The following is a 19,148-nucleotide window of genomic DNA, read 5'->3' as shown; positions in this document are numbered from 1 at the left end:
TTATCCTCTCCTTCCTAAGCGGTTATTTTGTTTCACTTGTTGTCGTTGTAACTCTGTTGCTAAATAAGGCGCCGTAGTTGCTGCGACAACTTTCCCATCTAACGTTGACTCTACTGTCACAAATAATGGTCGATTGTATGCATCATTTTCTAAACGATGGTCAATCGTTGCTGTGAAGTTTCCTCGACCAGCTAAGTCCAAGGCAAAATCATTTAACAGCGGTAAGTCTAAAATAGAAGCCATTGCTCTACTAACGGCTGTTTCACCTGCATAAATCCCCGTGGCAATCGTGCCGCCGAAATTCAATTTATGCAAATCAGATAAGGGACCTTCTTTTGCTGGTGAAAATGGTAAAAAGTTACGAATTTTACTGACGACCCCATCGATTGCTTCTTTGGCTTTTCCTATTGCGCCTGTAATTCCATCAGCAATCATGCCGACAATATTCGCACCGGCATCGGTGAATTTTGAAAACCAACCTTGGATTGCTTGCCAAGCACCTTCAATTACAGAACCAATGGCATTTTTTACCTGATCGGCTGCATTGGTAACCCCATTTTTGATATTTTCAACTAACTGTCCGCCCGAAGCTAACAGTTGACCAAAATAAGAACCAATCTTCGTGATCATTTGTGAGATTAATGTTCCTGCTGCGGACAGCAAGGTACCCAATAGACTGAGTACACCATTAATTAAGGCTTGAATCAGTTGAATCCCAGCACTTAACAACTGTGGCAACGCATTGATTAACGCACCCATTAAAGCGGTAATTAGCGTAATTGCTGCAGTAACCAGTTGCGGTAAAATTGAAATAATCCCTTGGATCAAAGCCATTAGCAATTTGACGCCTGCGCTGATGATTTGTGGCAAGGCACCAATTAAGGCATTTACCAATGTCAAAATTAAGGTAATAGCTGCCGCAACTAAGGTTGGTAAAATCGAAATAATCCCTTGAATTAACGCCATTAACAATTTGACACCTGCGCTGATAATCTGTGGCAAGGCACCTACCAACGCAGTCACTAACGCTAGAATAATCGTCAGCGCTGATTGAATTAACTGAGGTAAAATCGTCATAACCCCAGTGATTAATGCCATCAAAATTTGTAAACCAGCAGTCAAAATCAACGGTAACATCGTAACAAATGCATTGACTAAGGCCGTGATAATTGAAACACCTGCTGTAACTAGCATTGGTAACGCTGTGACAAAAGCTGTCACTAATGTAGTGATGATATTAATCGCTGCAGTTGTAATTGTTGGCAAGGCGGTGACAATCGCATTAACTAAAGTCATTAATAAGCTCAAACCAACTTCTATCAACATTGGTAAGACTGTTGTAATCCCCTGAATCAACGTAGTAATAATTTGTGTTGCCGCTTCAATTAAGACTGGCAAATTGGCAACAATCGCACCAACAATTAACGTAATTAAACTAGATAACGCGGTTACGATGCTTGGAATAGCTTCTGTTATTTTCCCGAGAATACTGGTTAAGACGGTTGTAAAAAGTTGTATAACTTTCGGTAGATTAGCCGCAAGCATTGTTGTAACAGATGTAATCGTGTTACCTAAATTATCAAAGACTTGGGTAATACCACCCGCACTCAAATCACCGGTTTTCATCCAGGCCGTCACGAATGAAACAATCAAGGAAATAATTAGACCAAACGGCCCAGAAATTCCTAATGCAGCCAGTGCAACTTTTGTCAGAACTTTTACCAAAAGACCAACCGCTAAACCAGCTTTGTCAAAGGTGCCACCAAATTGCCCTAATAAGTTACTACCTAATTGCAAGCCGCTGGCAAAAACGCCTGCTAGCACACGACCAATTGTTGAAAAAATAGTCGCCATTTTCTCTAAGCCTACTGCAAAAAATTGTTTAAAAACTGCCATTACTTGCTGAAAGGCCGGCTGGATCTGTTGTAGCAATCCTACCAATTTGCCAAACGCCGCTGAAACAGCTCCTTGAATGGCACTAGCTAAGCTATTGATACTATTTCTAAATGTTTCATTGGTTTTATAGAAATAAATAAACGCTGCTACCGCTGCTAAAACGGCTGCTACAATTAAAATTAATGGTCCTCCACCTAAGGCACTAAAACTAGCACTTAGTTTTGATAAGCCACCACCTAACTTCCCAATGTTTCCTTGTACAAGAGCCAAACCAGCACTAAACTGTTGAAATTTTTGCTGAGCCATCGTTACCATAATCAACATGGGCCCAATGGCGGCTAAAATGCCCATAATGGCAACAATAAAAACTTGGACGGGTTTTGGTAATTTGATAAATAAATTAACCAAAGCTGTAATGCCTTTGACGACTGTAATAACCACTTGAACCAAAATTTCCATTCCTGGAGCCATCACGCTTTGAATCACTTGTGCCGCCGCTTCAAATGATTGATTCATCTGAGTCAATGCCACTTGCAACTCGCCTTGCAATGAATCAGAAATCCCTCCTGCACTGGCCATAATCAGTCCTTGCATTCCTTGAAATTCGCCACTGACCCCAGCACCGACGCCCATAGCTGTTTTTAAAACGTTCAGCATAGGTAAGGAAACGGCACTAGTCATGGCCGTCCCAAAGCTCAGCATATTATTTTGTGCATTAGTAAAGCCATCAGAGGTTTCTTTCCCCGCTTTTTTAGCTGCTTCACCGGCTTGTTCAGCAGAATCTGTTAACGCTGTGTTCATTTGATCTGCTGCCTTTGCTGTTTCGTCTCCTGTTTTTTTCACTGTTTCTCCAGATTGTTGCATGACGGTTTTAAATGTGTTCATGACCGTGGCTGACTGATTGACACCCGCACTAATTTTCCCTAAATATCCACTTAATAAGGCATACTCACCGCTCATACTTTTTAATGCTTGTTGGACGCCTGCAAGGCTTTTCTTTGCCTCCGATAACGGCGTTTTTTCTTTGTCATTCTCCATCTACTCTCCTCCCTTCTCGATAGCGGCGTAGACGCTCTGCCACAGTGGCAAGTTGCGTTTTTTTCCGCTCATTTAATTTCGTTCGTTGTGGCTGGTTAGCTGCCAGAACTTCAGCAACTCGTTTTTCATAATCATAAAAACTTTTAAAGCTTTCAAAAACGGGTTTTCCTTTTTTGTTTGTCGCTTGCGCTTTAACATTTAAGTAGGCAAGCTCGTGCCTTTTCCGCTCTTCATCTACTTCTGCTAAATTAAAAGCAATCATTCGTAATTCAAATTCAGACATGGTCATCCGATCCACTTCTTCAAATGAACGACAGCCTAAGTAGCGAAAAGCAGAAAGAGCGATGTCGTGATACACGTCATCGCTCGTTTTAATTAGTTGGTCGCTTGCGCTTCTGCTTTCTTCGCTTCTTTGCTGAACTGATCGATCATTGGTTTTGTAAGAGCTTGCTTTCCCATTTCTTTAAGCAAATCATCTGAAAGTTTTTTGACATCTTGGGTCATTAACCATGCTTCAATTTCCGACTTACCTATTTTTAATTGCCCACTTTGTAAAGCTTCCATGATGTCAACTAAGATTACTGGATTGTATTGGCGTAAATAAATCATTGCTGAACTGATGCCCATGCCGAATTTGGCAGCGCCATTTTCAATTTGGTAACGTTTATCTAATTCGCGAATCGCGCCAATCGTAAATTTCACTTCAATTGTTTTTCCGTTAATCTCTAAATTCATTTTTTATCCTCCTAAAATTCAACACTTTTTGATTATTCGCCAGGTTGTGGTGCTTTATCTGGAACGGTATCTTGGAACGCATATTGTGCTTCTGCAATAATATCTGCTTCTACTGTTGCAAAACCATCTTGTGGTTTGCCATTAATAGAGGCTTCTGTTTCAATTTCTACTAATTCTTCTACATTGGCTGGTAAACTCCATGAATTTACATAACCTTGGGCATAAATTGCTGGATATTTACCTTCCGCATTTTTTTCACCTTTTAAATCAACATCCCAAAATTCCATTAAGATGCCATCTTCGACTGCGTCTTTCATGTATAAATTTTCATCATCTCGAGAGGCTAAACCGCTTAACGATAACGTAACTTCTAAACCAGATACAGCATTCGCAACGCCATCTTTTGTTTGCGTACCGCTCGATTCACGTGAGAATTCCCATTCATGTTCAATTTGAAATAAGGGTTTCATTGCTTTCTTTGTCGCTGCTTCATCCAAGCGACGAACTAATAAAATACGGTCTTTTCCTTGCATAACTTCTCCCATTGATAATTCCTCCTAGTAAAATTGCATGTGTAATGGTAGTACAGCATGCCAAATTGTTTTTTTCATTTGTTTGGTATCTTTTACCATTTGTGCTTTGACTTCTTGATGTTTGATACCCCAATTAAAATGAGCCGTTCGTTTTAAGTTACTGGTTGCCTGCCGTAAAATCGTTCCTTTAATTGTAGAAATTTGTTGTCGTTCAGATAACGCACCATAAACATGCATTATTAATTCAATTTCACCCAAAATAGCTGATTTAGTTGGCTTAGGTAATTCTTTACTATCACCTAAGTAAACAAATGGCTGATCTGGTAAATCTGTCGGCAGTTCCTCTAGCAACAAAAATCCTGACGTCTGGCAGATTGCAACAAGGGCTTCATATAATTCTTGTTCCGCTTCATTCATTTTTAGCGCCACCTTTCCATTCAAAAAATTCAGGATTGGTTAACAAATTGGCTCTCTTCTAGTCAAAATGAAGGATCTTGAAAGTAGCCGGCATTTTCTGCTCCTTCATAGCTGACACAAGAAAGCAGTCAAAATCATAGAATTCCGTGTCTTCATTTTTTTAGTTGCCTCACGTTTATCTATCTCTTTCGACACTATTAATTTACCATGTTGACACCTGAAAAAATTCCACGCTTTTTCCATGTTTACATGCCTAGTTCATCCGCCACCGCTTCAAAGAAATGATTTCTTAATTTATAGGCTTGGCTTTTACTAATAAATAATTGCTGGGCAAGTCCAATTAATGTTAAAGAGGGCCGTTTTTTCATATATAGTTCTTCAATAATCACGCGCGTTTGTTCATCCGCTTCAGCTAAACAATTTTTGATAATGTCTCGATTTCTCTCTAAGTTCCACAGACGACGATCCATAGCTATCGTAATCGCCATTCGTTCGGTCACTACAGAGTGAAGTCCTTGTCCTCTAATACCAGCATTTAAATCTGCTTCTTGATAAGGGTGCCGTAATTCTTCTTCCCGTTGACGGATATACTCTTCTGTTTTATAAAAGTCTGCTAAAATATCTTTGATATAATTAAATGTTGACGTACGCATTGGTTAATCTCCTTTACTTTTATTCATTTAAAAGTGTTAATCGATAAATAAAATAACACTCTTTCGACATGTCTAAGCCGTGACGAATCGCTTCATCTGAATAACCGAGCCAAATTAAATAGAGATACTCGCTTTTTGTAAACGATGCGGCCTTGATGGATTGGATGGGTCTTGATTGATCCATCGACCAATTACCGATTGCTTGTCCTAATTCTTGAATTTCCTGCATAATAAGTTTATTTTTTTGACTTGCCCAATCGGGATATTGATTCATTAGTTGTAAGAGTCGTTTTCTTTTTTGTGCTTTTTCGCTTTGTTGCTTTGAAATATCTTTAAATACAACGCTTTTCATTTCAAATAAATCTTTTTTACGTTTTGTTAAATTACTCATGTTTACGGCCTTCTCTTTCACCAATTAGATAACCTAACATCAGTGTCATTGTCCAAAAGATAAACCCAATAATAATTGTTAACATATTTATTTCACACTCCTCATTCGTTTGTCTGTTGTGTCTTTATATTGGAAAACATAGCCACTGGCGTGCTTCATTAGACGAGAAATAATGCGTGTTCCATAGGCCTCCACCAGTTGTTTTCCAGAAAAATTAGTAGTAAAAATAGTTGCTTTATTCTGTCTAGCTTCTAAAATTCGGTTTAAGATGTCATTGTTAAAATCCGTACTAACTTTATTTTTAATTCCTAATTCAGCACCTAAATCATCTAAGACCAAAACGTCTGCTTTTTTCATTCTAGTAATATACGCTTGAGCCTTTGCTTGGCTTTTGGCCGATTCATTCATGGACATTTTTAGTTTTTCTAATAACTCAGAGTAGCTGACAAATAAACAATACTTTTGATATGCAGAGCGTTCTAAGACTTCAACTAAAATACTGATAGCCAAATGACTTTTACCAACACCAGGTTTCCCTGAAAAAATAACGTGGATTGGCTTTCCTTCAACAATCGCTGAAACTGCTGCTAAGGCCCGTTCTTTTGCTTGTCTTGTTTCTAATTCAGTGGTTTGGTAATTGGTTAAGCGACATTGCCGTAGCGCATCATCAGCAATTAAGGACCCTTGATGAAAAAATTTTTGTGTACGTGCCATAAAACTCTCTTGAGAACGTTGTTGAGTGGCTTCTTGTTCATGTTTTTTTAGCATTTTATACCCACACGACCAACAAGTTGGGGCACAACGTTCTGTGCCATCTTTATTTTTTTGTTGCCAAACATATTGTTCACTGCCACATCCAGGACAACGGTCTTCAACTTTTTCTAACAATTGACTCAATAGTATTTGAAAAGTTTGATCTGTCGCATGCATACTGATTTCCTCCTTTCTTTAAAAACCTAACTCTTGATATTCTTCTGTCATTTGCGGCGCATGCTCCAACACTTGTTTTTTATCATTTACCAGAACTTCATGTACGGATAAATAATTTTGTTGCTCCCAACTTTTCAAAATAGCATTTACATAGCCGTAATTCCGTTTATTTCGATCGACGGCAATTCCTAAAGCATGCAAGATTAATTGGCATGCTTCCTCTTGGCTAGCCCCTTTTTGTATAAAATCTTGCAACCAATACTTAAAATCTTGGCTTGTTTTTGAGGCCAGTGTACCAAAGCCGTTTTCCTCATAAAAATGATAAATCATCTTTAAACAATCGTTTTCTGAACTACTACCTTGACTCTGACCTAACTTAGACTGGACTATGCTTTCCTGTGGTAACCGTTGGTAGTCAGCTGGTTGACCACTGACAGACGATTCTACTTTAAACGTATAAGCTTTGCTATTTTTTTCAACAATCTGATTTTTCTCTTCTTGATACAAGGTTGGTTTGTAACGATCACTGCGAATATAATTATGAATTTTCCAATGTTTGATAACGATCACACCACTTTCAAATACTAGAATAAATTTTTTAACCATCAACAATTTTAGATCGTCTTCCCCACAACCGACCATTCGCTGCAATTTTTTGGGATTATTGATAAATCCATCATCATCGGCACGCATCGCTAAATGAAAATACAGGGCCTGACTTGATAAGGGCATATCTAAAAACGCATCACTATCAATAATCGTTTTTGCAAACATGCGTCGTTCTGCCAATCCGCTTCTCTCCTTTTGACTAAATTATTGTTACTCTGTTAGTAATTCCATGAGGCCAATCATACCAATCACGATGGCCCCAATTTTTATTGAGACACTGCTTATTAATAAAATAATTGCTAAAAGTAACATATCCGACAACGTTTTTTTATAATTCCGACTCATTTCTTCACCCTTTCTACAAAAATACGGTTTTCCGAACAAAATGTTCAAAAAAAATAGTTCAGTTAACCGAATATTCGAATGGCTCTATCTTAGCATCAAATATTTTCACTGTCAACTCATAAGTTCGGTTTTATGAACTGCTAAATTTAATTGCGATTGTTACTTGCCTTCTCAAAACAGGTATAGTATACTTTGAGGCAATAGGAGGTTCGGAAATATGAACATTTTTGCTGTCCGTTTAAAAGAGGCTTTAACAGCCAAGAACATCAAACCTAGTGATTTAGCGAAAAAAACTGGCATCGGTAAATCTTCGATCAGCGATTGGCTAGCTGGTCGTTACGAAGCAAAACAAGACAAAGTTTATCGCATTGCAGATGCATTAGACATTAATGAGGCCTGGTTGATGGGACAAGAGGTTCCCATGGAAAAAAATGCCTCAACTATCGACCGCATTTATAAAAAATTAGAGCCCCAACGACAAGCCATCGTTTATCAATTTGCCGAACAACAATTACACGAACAACAAACGCAAGCAGAAATTCTCTCATTCCCTCGCCGTGACGAAATGACACTGGCTGCCCACGCTGGGGATCCAGAAAAGATATTTTCAAAAGAAGAAATCGAGAAAATTCACGATTACTTGGATGAAATTGATGCCAAATATCAACAATCGATTTCTTCTGACAAAAAAGAGGATTAACTTCCCATCTACTCTTTTTATTAAGTAATGGCAGGTGAATGGTAAAGTGAATGATTATGAAAAACTCGTCAGTTCCATTCAAAAGGATGTGACGGTTTTAGAAATTGATTTATACAATCAAACAGGTTGTTATGGGTTGTATCGAAATGGCAAAATTTATATTGAAAAAACATTGAGTACCCGTCAAAAGAAGAACATTTTAGCCGAGGAATACGGGCATTATCAAACATCCGTTGGCACTATTTTAAATCAAAATTGTACAGAAAATCGGAAGCAAGAGTTGAAAGCTCGCAATGTGGCCTTAGAGCAATTAGTTACATTAGACGATTTAATTCGTTGCTCTGAAGCTGGCTTAAGTAACCATTATTCTTGTGCTGAATTTTTGGAAATCGATGTTGAAACATTAAAAAATGTGATTACGTACTATCGACAAAAGTATGGCGCCACTTATCTTTATAAAGGACGGATTTTTGAATTTAGGGATTATTCTGTGATGGTATTAAATACTGGGTTAACTTAAAAAGCATGGAACAAAATCAATAAGGATTTTGTTCCATGCTTAAAAGTATTCTGGAAAATTCAAGAGCGGTTTTGGTACCAATGGTTAATATGTCCGACGCCAAGCATAAGATTTGGGACAAGTATGAGGACGAATATAAATGACGGCCAAAATCCGATGAACTGAATAATATGTTCCCGCATACTATGTAGTACAAAGAAGAAAAGAAAAAAGTACAGGGAACTCTTGCCTGAACCCATTTCTTTTAAATAACGATCTCCATTTTTATAGAAAACAACAATTCTTTTCATCTTTGCACCTCCATGACTATTTTATCAAGAAATCATGAAAAGAAAAAGCACACCATTCGTCTGGTGTGCTTTTTCTTTTTAATTATTCACCTTGATTCAACTTACGAATCAACTCATCAATGTGATTTCCGTATTGGACAGATTCGTCTCTTTCAAAAATCAACTCTGGTGTTTTATACAAGGTTAACCGTTGTCCTAATTCTTTACGAATCAGTCCTTTGGCTTTGTCTAAGCCTTGTTGAGCTTTTTGTTGTTCGGAAGCTAAATCAGATAACAAGCTGTAATAAATCGTTGCTTGTTGTAAATCACCGGTCACACGAACATCTGTAATAGTGATGCCTTGGACGCGTGGATCTCTGATGCGTTTGTTCAAGATATCATTCACTTCACGCATGATTTCTTGACCTACACGACGGTCACGATAATTTGCCATAGTGTCTTCCTCCAATTACTAAAATTATTGTTTGATTTCTTCCATAATGAAGCCTTCAATCGCATCATCTACACGTAAATCATTGAAGTTTTCAATCATAGCGCCACATTCAAAACCAAGTTTGACTTCTTTCACGTCATCTTTAAAGCGTTTCAAGCTTGCTAATTTACCTTCATAAATAACAATACCATCACGAATGACACGCACGCCACTATCGCGGCGAATAAAGCCTTCTGTAACATAACAGCCAGCGATTGTGCCAACTTTAGATACTTTGTACAATTCACGAACCGTCATTTGACCCGTAATTTTTTCTTCAAATTCTGGATCTAATAACCCTTTCATCGCTGTTTCGATTTCTTCTAGGGCTTTATAGATAATACGGTGTAAACGAATATCAACTTCTTCTTGTTCTGCTTGTTGTTTTGCTTGTGGTGTTGGGCGAACGTTAAAGCCGATAATAATCGCATTACTTGCTGCAGCTAAAGTTACGTCGCTTTCATTGATGGCCCCAACTGCCGCGTGAACAATTTTCACACGAACGCCTTCTACATCAATTTTTTGTAAACTTGCTGAAACGGCTTCGGCAGATCCTTGTACGTCTGCTTTGACAATGATATTAACTTCTTTTAATTCGCCTTCTTTTAGGCTTTCAAATAAGTTATCCAATGTCACACGGCTACTTGCTGAACGTTGTTCAAGCAACGCACGTTTAGCCCGTTCTTCCCCTGCTTGACGTGCCGTTTTTTCATCTTCAAAGACCACAAAACGATCACCCGCTTGAGGAACATCATTTAATCCGGTAATTTCTACAGGAGTTGCGGGTCCTGCTTCTTTATCACGGCGGCCCATGTCATTGGTCATCACACGAACACGTCCGTAAGTATTACCAACAACGATTGGATCACCAACATGTAAAGTTCCTTGTTGAACGAGTAATGTCGCAACCGGACCTTTACCTTTATCTAAGCGCGCTTCAATCACTGTTCCAATTGCTTTTTGCGTTGGATCAGCTTTTAAGTCTTCTACTTCAGCAATCAATAAAATATTTTCCAACAACTCATCAATGTTTTGATTGAATTTCGCTGAAATATTGACGAAAATCGTATCTCCGCCCCATTCTTCAGGAATTAATTCATGTTCACTTAATTCTTGTTTCACATGATCAGGATTTGCACCAGGCTTATCAATTTTGTTAACTGCTACAATAATTGGCACTTTTGCCGCTTTCGCATGGTTAATCGCCTCGATTGTTTGTGGCATTACTCCATCGTCCGCTGCAACAACTAAGATGGTAATATCAGTGATGCTAGCACCACGCGCGCGCATACTTGTAAAGGCCGCATGTCCTGGTGTATCTAAGAACGTAATTGGTTTGCCATCAATATCTAACTGATAGGCACCAATATGCTGCGTGATACCGCCTGCTTCACCTGAAGTCACACGAGAATGGCGCAATGTATCTAATAATGTTGTTTTCCCGTGGTCTACGTGTCCCATGATTGTGACAACAGGGGGACGTGTAGTTAAGTTTTCTTCAACAACTGCTTCTGGTTCGAAGAATTTATCAATGTCCGCAATATCAACTTGAACTTTTTCTTGCGGTTCCATGCCATAGTCCACAGCTAATAATTCAATTGTATCTTTATCTAGGGCTTGGTTTTGGTTAACCATGACACCCATCATAAATAATTTTTTGATGATTTCCGCTGGTTCGCGGTGGATTTTTTTCGCAATATCCGCCACGTTCATACCTTCTGTATATTCTAAAACATCTGGTAATTCACGGAATTTACGTGCTGGAACTGCTGGCTTCGCTGATTCTTGTTGATGTTTGCCTTTTTTCCCTTTTTTGTTGAAACGATTGCGGTTTTGGTTATTAAAGTTATTCCGGTTATTACGATTTTGACCGCCACCAAAATTGTTGTTACGGTTTTGGCCGCCACGGTTTTGGTTGTTCCCGCCATTGTTATTTTGGTTGGTCCGATTTTGATTCGTTGTAGAACCGTTATTGTTTTGGGTATTGCGGTTTTGATTGTTTGTATTTGTTTGATTGCTACGGTTTTGTGTGTTGCTTTGGCCGTGACGATTTTGGTTGTTGTTGTTTCTTTGTTGTCCATTCGTTGATTGATTGTTTGGACGATTTTGGTTATTTCTTTGTTCACCAGGTTTATTGTTCATTGGTTTCTTATTGGCTGGTTTATTTTGTGTTGTTTGTTGCTTTTGGTTGTTTGTTGCTTTTGATTGAGTATTTACGGTACTTCCTCCTCCGAATGCTTGACGAAGCTTTGTTTCTTGCTCGGAACTAATTGCGCCCATATGGTTTTTAACATCCATACCTAATTGATGCGCTTTATCGACAACGTCTTTGCTTGCTTTATTCATTTCTTTTGCTAGTTCATAAATTCTTTTTTTTCCCATGCAATCACCTTCCTAACCTTTTAGTAATTCCTTGATTTTGGTGGCAAATCCTGCATCAGTTACTCCGATAACCATTCGTGGTCGCCCAATCGCTTGGCTGAGCTCGAATTGACTGAACAGTTCGCTAACAGGAACATTATAATAAGAACTTTTGTCCTTGATTTTCTTTCTAGTATTCTCACTGGCATCTTGCGCAACAAACACAAATTTCGCTTTGTTTGCACGAATATCTTTAAGGGTTAATTCCTCGCCTGTGACTAATTTACCGGCGCGCATTGCTAAACCTAAAAGGTTCAACATTTTGGTTTTATTTTCCATCGCCAAACAACTCTTTGCGGGCTTTTTGATGTGTTACATAATCCAATAGTTCTTGATAAAATTCATCACTTAATTTTGTTTCTAAGACACGATCAAGAATTTTTTTATCCCAAGCTTTTTGGACTTCCGCAGGATCCAAATCAACGTAAGCGCCACGTCCAGGTAATTTACCAGTTGGATCTAAGGCCACTTCGCCTTCTTTGGAGCGAGTAATTCTGACTAATTCTTTTTTCGGTTTCATTTCGCCTGAAACAACCGATTTACGCATTGGAATTTTTCTCTTTTTCATTTTTTCACCCTCCAAAAACGTTATTCTTGTTCAGGTAATTCTTCTGTAATTTCTGCTTCAACAACTGCTTCTTCAGCAGCCAAGTTTTCGTAATCATCTGCCGTCATATCTGAATGGATAATTGCTTCATCCATTTCTTCTGCCACTTCGGCAACTTCTTGATTGGCTTGTTGTTCATAAAATTCAGCCATATCAGATTCTGATTTGATATCAATTTTATGGCCCGTTAATTTAGCAGCTAAGCGCGCATTTTGACCACGTTTACCAATTGCTAATGACAATTGATAATCAGGTACAACAACTGTACATGCTTTGCTATTTTCTGGATCAAAAATAACATCTAATACTTGAGCTGGATTCAAGGCATTACTAATATAAATAGCTGGATCTTCGTTCCATTCCACAATATCCATATTTTCGCCTTTTAATTCATTCACAATCGCTTGGACACGTTGGCCTTTTGGACCAACACAGGTACCCACTGGATCAATATTAGGATCTGTTGAACGAACGGCTACTTTTGAACGATCGCCAGCTTCACGAGCGACGCTTACGATTTCAACAATTCCATCATAAACTTCTGGAATTTCTTGTTCAAAAAGACGTTTTAGTAAATCTGGATGACTACGGCTTACAAAAACTTGTGGGCCTTTTGATGTGTTTTCAACACGTGATACGTAAACTTTAATCCGATCATGCGGTTGGTAAAATTCATTTGGCATTTGATCTTGTTTTGATAAGACTGCTTCGATTTTACCTAAGTTTACATAGATATAACGACGATCTTGACGTTCAACAATTCCTTGCATGATGTCATTTTCGTATTCGCTAAATTCATTATAAATAATTGTTCTTTCTGCTTCACGGACACGTTGTAAAATTACTTGCTTTGCTGTTTGGGCAGCAATGCGGCCAAAGTCTTTTGGTGTAACTTCAAAACGAATTTTGTCGCCGATTTCATATGCCCCATTTAATGCAACGGCATCTTTTAATGAAACTTCCAATTGTGAATCAAATACTTCTTCTGTTACTTCTTTGACAGCATACACGTGAATATTGCCTTTTTTTGGTTCAAATTCAACTTCGACGTTGCTTGCTTGTCCATAATGTCTTTTATATGCAGAAACTAAAGCTGCTTGTAACGCTTCAATCACCGTATCTTTAGGAATCCCTTTTTCAGCTTCTAATACGTCTAATGCATTTAACATTTCTTTGCTCATTGTTTTTCTTTTCCTCCTATGGATTCGTTAAAGCTGAACGAGTGGTTCTTCTTCCAAGGGAAAAACTTCTCGTTAAAACTTGTCACAGGCCTGGCTAAAAGTAAAACTTTTAGTGGACCCTTTTTTACATTCGAGTCTGTTGATTAAAATTGAATGGCTAAACGAGCTTTTGCGATATTTTTACGTTCAAAAGTCATTTCCTTCACTCTGGTTTTAATTTTTACACTTAATGTTAATTGTTCTGAATCAAGATGGACTAAGGTACCCTCAATCTGTTTTTCTCCATCAACTGCTTGATAAAGAGAAATATGAATGTACTTGCCTACCGCTTGTTCATAATCGCTTTCTTTCTTTAACGGACGTTCTGCTCCCGGAGAAGAAACTTCCAGAAAGTACGCTTGCGGAATTGGATCTGGATCCATTGCATCTAGTTTTTCACTTAATTTTTCGCTGACAAAGGCACATTCCTCAATATCAATGCCACCTTCTTTATCGATAAATACTCGTAAAAACCAATTTTTTCCTTCCTTAACAAACTCTACTTCCACAAGTTCAAAATTTTGTTCTTCTAAGATTGGTGTGACTAACTTTGTTACAGTTTCCACAGCACTACTCAAAATTTTCGCCTCCTTCGAGATTGATGTAACGAACCGTGTCCTGATGACTTTTCCATCAAAAAGAGTGAGCAGAAATCCGCTCACTCCCAACTAGTATCATTACGCTAAAGATAGTATAGCACAGAACCACTCCAAACTCAAATGAACAAGCTAAATCTCTCGAAATTTGCACATTTTGTCTCGATTACTGAAACTATCTAAGCGATTATTTTTTCGTTTTAAAATAGATAAATAATCCTTGAATCAAAAGAAGGCTACCTAAGAAAAGAAACGCGTTTTCTTTTATTTCTCCTGTTTTTGGCAATTCCTTATTACGAATCGCCTGTTTTTCAATGGTTATTGAAGTAGTTTCTGTGGTTGAATTCGTGGTAGTATCTGTTGTCCCACTCGTTGGTGATGTGGTAATTTCTATAGGTTTTTCTGGCGTATAGTGATTAGTAAATACTTGACCTCCATCATACTGAGTAGTCGCCACAAGATTTCCTAAAAGCGCCTCGACGGTTACTTGAACTTGAAGGTTGTGCGTATCGTAGGAAACACCTGCCTGTTGCGTGTTTACTTCCCGAATGGTGTATTGATAGTTTCCAGGAGTTTCAAAGGTTAATGGTGAAAATTGAATTTTCCCTAAAGTATCGTTACTAACCGTTTCTAGTGCTGTGCCTTTCTCATCTAACAATTCAAATTGAAATTCAGCATCCTTCAGTGGTTTTCCTAAAAGAACTTTTTCAGCTAAAAATGAAGCAGCGACTGGTTGATATGAAATCTTATGATTCACAACAGTTTTCAGTGCAACTAAGTTTTTACCAAAGTCTTCAGGTGTTATTGAAATCTTGTTTTGCGAAAGCTGGTAACCGGTAGGTGCTTTGGTTTCTTCTAAAGTATAGTTATCTTTTAACAAGCCTTTAACAATCGCTGTTCCGTTTTGATCTGTTGTGATTTTGGCCACTGTTTGATTGGTTGAGTTACGAATGAGTTTAAACTCTGCACCTGCTAAACGCTGGCCTGCTTCATCTTCTTTATGAATTTCAACAACATATTGTTCACCATTAGCTTCTCCACCACCGTTTGATTTTCTGTTAATTTTGCATAATTTGTGAAGGTTTCACCTTTTTCGGGAAGATGATCGATTTTGGTTTTATAGGTGATACGATATTCGTTAGTCCCAATATTGCCAAAATGCACCGAAAAATTGCGGTCACCAGGACCATACTGGACAGCCAACTGATCAGTTATATCTTCCTCTGGCGTGAACTGCCAAATAGCATTTCCATCCAGTGTCCATTGTCCTCGTTCAATTTTCATAGTGTCTTTCATATAACTTAAACTTTCTGTTTTTAGCACATCTTCCACTTCTAAATCAGTATACGTTTGCCCTGTTGGATTAATCCGTAGTACATTGTAAATTTCGGTTGGATCGTCTTCGATAAACCACGAATACTTGCTAAATTTTTCGTTAACATCATCGCCTTCACCTTGGTAATCAAGATCGCCAGCAAATATTTTTTCCCCTTCAACCGTGACGTAAATAGGAATCTTGGATTCATTTTCCACATTTTCGAAATCAATCAAACTTGTAAAATATAAAGACCCACTAATACTAGCATGGTTTTCTACGTAATCTGTATACGTTAACGTGACCGTTTTATTTGCTACATCGGTCTGTGCAATTGCAACCACAGCACCTGTATCATCTACTACATTAAAGGTCATATTTTTCTCGAGACGTAGCTCTTCGGGCAAAGTAATCACACTCGTATCCCCACTATTAACGGTATTATCCGGTAAGTTGAACTCAATTCGGAGGTAGATGTCTGTATATTGATTAATGGTCCCAAGTGGGTTTCCCTCTTTGTCCGTTAGATGAATCGCTGTCACAATGTTGCCTACTTGCTTACGCGGCACTACGTTTGGCGTAGCAGAAATTTGATTGGTTTCACTGGTACTAGTTGGTTCCGTTTGCGCATATCCTGTTTCAAGTTTCAGAAAAGGCGTTATCAGCGTCGACAAAAGAATGAAAAACATTCCCCAATAGACAAAACTTCTTTTTTTCATTTTTATTCAATCCTTCCTATCTAAAATAATTGGTTAGGTTTATACTATCAAGGATTAACTAGGTGCAAGTGTTTTTATTTTTCCCAACAATAAAAAACAAAAAACACCGAACCAAAATAATTTTGGCTCGGTGTTTTGCTCCTAATGTCTTTTCTTATAAAACCATAATTGAACTTTTTCAGAAATGGTTGATAAATGTTGGAAAGTTGAGTCTGCTGCAAAGAAAAGAATGGCTAAAAGTAACAAGGCTGTTGGCGATACCGAAGTTAACGAGAACAAGTTTTTCATGGAAATACTTGTAATAACCATTCCGATTAAACAGCCAATCATTACGCGCTTGCGGTAACGATTCATTGGTGAACTAATTTTATAAAGAACCATAAAGCCGACTGAAACTAGCAACAATGTTGCAGTCGTTGAAATGTCCGTTTTTTGAAGTGCAAGAATATCACCACAAATTAGTAAGGCACCGACTACTAACATATCCGTTAACCCACCAGGAATTGCTTTTGATAACACATTGAAAAGAAATTTCCCTTCAATGCGACGATGATTTGGTTCCAAAGCTAGAAATGTCGAAGGAATCCCAATTGTAAATAAACTAATCAATGTGACTTGTGTCGGTTGTAAAGGATATGTCACGGCAAAAATCATAGCAAAGACAGACATCAGCAAGGAGAAAATATTTTTTACAAGGAATAAACTTGAAGAGCGTTCAATGTTATTAACTACTTGGCGGCCTTCAAAGACAACCTCCGGCATCGTTGAAAAATCAGAATCCAACAACACAACTTGCGAGGCTTGTGCTGTAGCTTGATTTCCTGAAGCCATGGCAATACTACAATCTGCTTCTTTCATGGCTAAAATATCATTGACTCCATCCCCTGTCATCGCCACTGTATGATCTAATTTTTTCAACAATAGTACAAATTGTTTCTTTTGTTCTGGCGTGACACGACCAAAAACGGTGTATTTTTCTAACGCTTCTGTCTGGGCTTCCATTGTAGTTAATGTTCGCGCGTCCACATAATTTTCAGCACCAATAATGCCTGCCGCTTGTGCTACATTGGATACTGTTAAAGGATTATCGCCAGAAATGACCTTAATAGCCACATTTTGTTCAGCGAAATATTCAAAAGTTGCTTTGGCTTCTTTACGAATCGGATTCCAAAGAAGAATGTAGCCTAGAGGTTGTACCTCTGCTGTCAACGTTTCCTGAAATTCTCCTAAATACTTTCCGAACACCAATAAGCGATAGCCTTGACTTGTATAATGTTCCACTTCAGATTGATACATTTCATAATTGTCTCTCAAAATCATCTCTGGCGCTCCAAGAATATACGTCGCTTCTGGGAAAGTCACGCTACTAAATTTTTCGACAGACGAAAACGAGGTATAGCTAACGGCTTCCCTCTGATTATTAGTAACAAAAAATTCTTTCATCGCTTTCATCGTATCGTTGTCAGCTGACATTGTTCGGCAAAAATCGCCAATTAATTTTTCGACATTGGTTAAGTCTGTACCATCATTTTCGATACTCACCACAGGAACCAACTCTTGGACTTCCATCGTGTTTTCAGTAATTGTTCCTGTTTTATCTACACATAACACATCGACACGTGCTAAGGATTCGATACTTTTCATGTTGTGCAATAAAACGCCGCGCTTCGCTAAGCGCATTGTGCTGGCAGCTAATGCAACGGTTGTTAAAAGGTACAACCCTTCCGGAATCATCCCAATCAAGGCAGCTTCCATGGAGACAATGCTGTCATGAAGCCCTTGATGGTTGATGAAATAACTTTGGAAAAATAGAACACAGCCGATTGGAATAATAATAATCCCTACCCATTTCACCAAACGGTTAATGGAACCGACCATCTCTGATTGTTCCCCTTTTTTAATTGATTTCGCTTCAAGCGTTAATTGATGAACATAGGCCTCAGCGCCAATTTTATCAATTCTTGCATAACAAGAACCTGACACAATAAAGCTACCTGACAAAAGTTGGCTATCTGCTACTTTGGTAATCTCATCAGATTCCCCAGTTAACAAGGATTCATTCACACGGACTTCACCAGATAAGACAATTGCATCCCCAGAAATCTGTTCACCCGATTTAAAGAGCACCACATCGTCCAAAACCAGTTCATCTGGCGAAATTTCTTGTTCTTGGCCATCCCTCACAACGGTTACTTTTGTAGCATTTAGAATATTTAAGCTATCTAATACTTTCTTCGACTTAATTTCTTGGTAAATTCCAATGACCGTATTAATGATTACTACTGGCAAAAAGGTCATATTTTTATAAGATTGTACCAGCATTAATAACACACCTAGTATCACAAAAATTAAGTTGAAATACGTAAATACGTTATTAATAACAATCTGTTTCGTTGTGATAAACTCTGTATCGACGGCAGCATTGACTAAGCCTTTTCGCTGTCTTTCTTCAACTTGTGCGGCCGTCAAGCCTTGTTTATCTTCTGGATAATAGCGTTCCGCGTTAGCAGTCACTGCTATTGGTTCATTTTCTTGCATTTCTTTTTTTCTTCTCAAACACATCACCCCTTGTTCTAGTCGACTCTTTCATCGTCTCCTTCTCTCCCACAGTATAGCACTGAATAAAAATTTAGATAACAACTAGCGCCCAACTATAGAAAAAAATTATACATTTCCTAAACATTGTCATTTTCAGGAACAAGCTAACGCAAAACCTTTTCATTTACTTGTTTTTCCTTTAC

At 38.2% G+C, this 19,148-nt stretch carries 19 protein-coding genes and 1 pseudogene; 2 read left to right on the top strand and 18 right to left on the bottom strand.

The annotated features are described in order from the left end of the window. From IGJ20_RS05815 to IGJ20_RS05770, 10 genes are all read right to left on the bottom strand, one after another. Positions 1-2,934: a phage tail protein gene (locus IGJ20_RS05815; protein ID WP_202522486.1), complete on the bottom strand. Its 2,934-nt coding sequence runs from the start codon at positions 2,932-2,934 to the stop codon at positions 1-3. Continuing rightward, positions 2,924-3,292 (bottom strand): hypothetical protein, encoded by a 369-nt coding sequence (locus IGJ20_RS05810; RefSeq protein WP_002361692.1) that lies wholly within the window; start codon positions 3,290-3,292, stop codon positions 2,924-2,926. Before IGJ20_RS05810 ends, IGJ20_RS05815 begins: the two co-directional genes overlap by 11 nt. Before the next feature lie 17 nt (positions 3,293-3,309). After that, the gene (locus IGJ20_RS05805; RefSeq protein WP_202522485.1) at positions 3,310-3,669 is read right to left on the bottom strand and encodes a tail assembly chaperone; all 360 of its coding nucleotides are present in this window, start codon (positions 3,667-3,669) and stop codon (positions 3,310-3,312) included. A gap of 32 nt (positions 3,670-3,701) precedes the next feature. Further along, positions 3,702-4,214, bottom strand: a complete 513-nt coding sequence (locus tag IGJ20_RS05800; protein WP_002365550.1) for a phage major tail protein, TP901-1 family — start codon at positions 4,212-4,214, stop codon at positions 3,702-3,704. A gap of 12 nt (positions 4,215-4,226) precedes the next feature. Beyond that, positions 4,227-4,643 carry a hypothetical protein gene (locus tag IGJ20_RS05795; RefSeq protein ID WP_002382237.1) on the bottom strand — a complete coding sequence of 139 codons (417 nt, stop codon included), beginning with the start codon at positions 4,641-4,643 and terminating at the stop codon, positions 4,227-4,229. A gap of 221 nt (positions 4,644-4,864) precedes the next feature. Then, on the bottom strand, positions 4,865-5,272 hold the full coding sequence (locus IGJ20_RS05790) for a RinA family phage transcriptional activator (RefSeq protein ID WP_002379371.1): 408 nt from the start codon (positions 5,270-5,272) through the stop codon (positions 4,865-4,867). 19 nt (positions 5,273-5,291) lie between these two features. Next, entirely contained in the window at positions 5,292-5,684 is a 393-nt protein-coding gene (locus IGJ20_RS05785) for a hypothetical protein (protein WP_002360492.1), read from the bottom strand. Between the two features lie 66 nt (positions 5,685-5,750). Further along, complete coding sequence (locus IGJ20_RS05780) at positions 5,751-6,593, bottom strand: ATP-binding protein (RefSeq protein WP_033599272.1); 843 nt, start codon at positions 6,591-6,593, stop codon at positions 5,751-5,753. Between the two features lie 18 nt (positions 6,594-6,611). Then, entirely contained in the window at positions 6,612-7,367 is a 756-nt protein-coding gene (locus tag IGJ20_RS05775; protein ID WP_033599275.1) for a DnaD domain protein, read from the bottom strand. Between the two features lie 45 nt (positions 7,368-7,412). Next, positions 7,413-7,595 carry a hypothetical protein gene (locus IGJ20_RS05770; protein ID WP_073459191.1) on the bottom strand — a complete coding sequence of 61 codons (183 nt, stop codon included), beginning with the start codon at positions 7,593-7,595 and terminating at the stop codon, positions 7,413-7,415. A 169-nt stretch (positions 7,596-7,764) separates the two neighbouring features. Here IGJ20_RS05770 and IGJ20_RS05765 point away from each other — a divergent pair, with 169 nt between their 5' ends. Beyond that, positions 7,765-8,247, top strand: coding sequence for a helix-turn-helix domain-containing protein (locus IGJ20_RS05765; protein WP_002360496.1), 483 nt, complete (start codon positions 7,765-7,767; stop codon positions 8,245-8,247). Between the two features lie 34 nt (positions 8,248-8,281). Then, positions 8,282-8,767: a toxin gene (locus IGJ20_RS05760; protein WP_002382232.1), complete on the top strand. Its 486-nt coding sequence runs from the start codon at positions 8,282-8,284 to the stop codon at positions 8,765-8,767. Between the two features lie 372 nt (positions 8,768-9,139). Here the strand turns inward: IGJ20_RS05760 and rbfA are convergent, their stop codons facing one another. The 8 genes and pseudogenes from rbfA to IGJ20_RS05720 all read right to left on the bottom strand — a co-directional run bounded on the left by rbfA (position 9,140) and on the right by IGJ20_RS05720 (position 18,969). Next, positions 9,140-9,490 carry a 30S ribosome-binding factor RbfA gene (gene rbfA / locus IGJ20_RS05755; RefSeq protein ID WP_002360497.1) on the bottom strand — a complete coding sequence of 117 codons (351 nt, stop codon included), beginning with the start codon at positions 9,488-9,490 and terminating at the stop codon, positions 9,140-9,142. Positions 9,491-9,514: 24 nt separating this feature from the next. Then, on the bottom strand, positions 9,515-11,911 hold the full coding sequence (infB, locus tag IGJ20_RS05750; RefSeq protein WP_002375041.1) for a translation initiation factor IF-2: 2,397 nt from the start codon (positions 11,909-11,911) through the stop codon (positions 9,515-9,517). 12 nt (positions 11,912-11,923) lie between these two features. After that, positions 11,924-12,229, bottom strand: a complete 306-nt coding sequence (locus IGJ20_RS05745) for a YlxQ-related RNA-binding protein (RefSeq protein ID WP_202522484.1) — start codon at positions 12,227-12,229, stop codon at positions 11,924-11,926. After that, a complete protein-coding gene (gene rnpM, locus IGJ20_RS05740) occupies positions 12,219-12,518 on the bottom strand; it encodes an RNase P modulator RnpM (protein WP_002363794.1) in 300 nt (99 codons plus the stop codon). Before rnpM ends, IGJ20_RS05745 begins: the two co-directional genes overlap by 11 nt. A 20-nt stretch (positions 12,519-12,538) precedes the next feature. Further along, positions 12,539-13,738 carry a transcription termination factor NusA gene (gene nusA / locus IGJ20_RS05735; protein ID WP_002357862.1) on the bottom strand — a complete coding sequence of 400 codons (1,200 nt, stop codon included), beginning with the start codon at positions 13,736-13,738 and terminating at the stop codon, positions 12,539-12,541. A gap of 143 nt (positions 13,739-13,881) precedes the next feature. Next, positions 13,882-14,355 (bottom strand): ribosome maturation factor RimP, encoded by a 474-nt coding sequence (gene rimP / locus IGJ20_RS05730; protein WP_002357863.1) that lies wholly within the window; start codon positions 14,353-14,355, stop codon positions 13,882-13,884. Positions 14,356-14,560: 205 nt separating this feature from the next. Next, positions 14,561-16,407: pseudogene (locus IGJ20_RS05725) on the bottom strand (Ig-like domain-containing protein). A 141-nt stretch (positions 16,408-16,548) separates the two neighbouring features. Then, entirely contained in the window at positions 16,549-18,969 is a 2,421-nt protein-coding gene (locus IGJ20_RS05720) for a cation-translocating P-type ATPase (protein ID WP_202522483.1), read from the bottom strand. Between the last annotated feature and the right edge of the window lie 179 nt (positions 18,970-19,148).

The organism is Enterococcus sp. DIV0294 (genome assembly GCF_050558155.1).
GTDB lineage: Bacteria > Bacillota > Bacilli > Lactobacillales > Enterococcaceae > Enterococcus > Enterococcus faecalis.
The sequence above is the reverse complement of the archived record's forward strand: the minus strand, read 5'-3'. Positions and strand labels throughout refer to the sequence as shown.